Source organism: Paracoccus sp. FO-3, from assembly GCF_006386455.1.
Classification (GTDB): Bacteria; Pseudomonadota; Alphaproteobacteria; order Rhodobacterales; family Rhodobacteraceae; genus Paracoccus; species Paracoccus versutus.
In genome coordinates this window covers 1-1,775 of record NZ_VCBQ01000242.1, presented here as the reverse complement: position 1 = coordinate 1,775, position 1,775 = coordinate 1, and the positions used below count along the sequence as shown (strand labels likewise).

At 72.7% G+C, this 1,775-nt stretch carries 2 protein-coding genes; both read left to right on the top strand.

Annotated features, from left to right (window positions below):
- Positions 1-1,209: efflux RND transporter periplasmic adaptor subunit (locus FE811_RS26700; RefSeq protein ID WP_255469867.1), on the top strand; the 1,209-nt coding region annotated here is incomplete at its 5' end.
- A gap of 1 nt (position 1,210) precedes the next feature.
- The coding region (locus FE811_RS26695; RefSeq protein ID WP_140849520.1) for an ABC transporter ATP-binding protein at positions 1,211-1,775 on the top strand (565 nt) is incomplete at its 3' end.

Below are 1,775 nucleotides of genomic sequence, written 5' to 3'. Positions count from 1 at the left end.
CCGATGCGCCAGCCCTTAGCCCTTGCCCTGACCGCCGTGGCGCTGGTCGCCGTTCTGGCCGGCGTGGTCGGGCTTACCGAGGGCAAGTCCGCGACCCCCGGCTACATGAGCGCGCCGGTCGCGCGCGGCGACATCGAGATGGCGGTTCTGGCGGAGGGGCGGCTGAAGCCCTCGAGCCTGGTGGCGGTGGGGGCGCAGGTCTCGGGGCGGATCACCGAACTGGCGGTCCGGCTGGGCCAGCGGGTGGAACAGGGCGACCTGATCGCCCGGATCGACTCGGTCCAGCAGGCGAACGAATTGCGCACCGCCCAGGCGGCGCTGGCCAATCTCAGCGCGCAGATGGCCGAGCGGCAGGCGGTGCTGGCGCTGGCGGAAAAGACGCTGGAGCGGTCGGAAAACCTGATCCGCTCGGCCGCGGCCGCGCGCAGCACCATCGACAGCGCCCAGCAGGACGTCGCGGTGGCCCGCGCCCAGATCACCGCGCTCCAGGCGCAGATCGCCCAGGCCGAGGTCGCGATCGAGATCGCCCGGACCGACCTCGACTATACCCGCATCACCGCGCCCACTGCCGGCACGGTGCTGGCCATCGTCAGCCAGGCCGGGCAGACGGTGAACGCGGTGCAGTCCTCGCCCACCATCGTCGTGCTGGGGCAGCTGGACCGCATGGAGGTGCATGCCGAGATCTCGGAAGCCGACATCGGCAAGGTCCGGCCCGGCCAGCAGGTGCGCTTCACCCTGCTCGACGACAGCGGCCGCAGCTATCGCGGCGTGCTGGCCTCCATCGCCCCGGCGCCGCAAAGCATCGTCAACGACAGCGCCATCCAGGGCGGCGCCAGCACCGACAGCAGCAGCGGCGCCATCTATTACACCGGCATCGTCCCGGTCGAAAACCCCGACGGGCACCTGCGCAGCTACATGACGGCGCAGGTCAGCATCGTCCTGGGCGCGGCGCAGGACGTGCTGACCATCCCGTCGAGCGCGCTTGGCCGGCGCAACCCCGACGGCAGCCACCAGGTCCGGGTGCTGGCCGCGGGCGGCGGCATCCAGACCCGCGACGTGGTGATCGGGCTCAACGACAAGGTGGTGGCCGAGGTGGTCTCGGGCCTCGACGAGGGCGAGCAGGTGGTGACCGGCGAACAGGGCGGCGCCCCGGCGGCCGGCGCGGCCCCCCGCAGCAGCCGGCGCATGATGGGCCCGCTGGGTGGCTGAGATGGGATCCCCGCTGATCCGGCTGCGCGGCATCGCGCGCGAATACCCCTCGGGCGAGGGGGTGCTGCGCGTGCTCAAGGACATCGACCTCGACATCGCCCAGGGCGAATTCGTCGCCGTCATGGGCGCCTCGGGCTCGGGCAAGTCGACGCTGATGAACATCCTGGGCTGCCTCGACCGGCCCAGCTCGGGCAGCTACCTCCTGGACGGGCGCGAGGTGGCGCAGCGCGATCCGGGCGAGCTGGCGGCGCTGCGCCGCGAAACCTTCGGCTTCATCTTCCAGCGCTACCACCTGCTTTCCGAGATGACGGCGCTGGGGAATGTCGAGGTGCCGGCGATCTATCGCGGCCTGCCGCGCGAGGCGCGCCGCGCCCGCGCCCGCGACCTGCTGGACCGGCTGGGCCTGGGCGACCGGCTGGGCCACCGGCCGGGCCAGCTTTCGGGCGGCCAGCAGCAGCGGGTCTCGATCGCCCGCGCGCTGGTCAACGACGCCCGCGTGATCCTGGCGGACGAGCCGACGGGCGCGCTCGACAGCCGCAGCGGCGACGAGGTGCTGGGCATCCTGG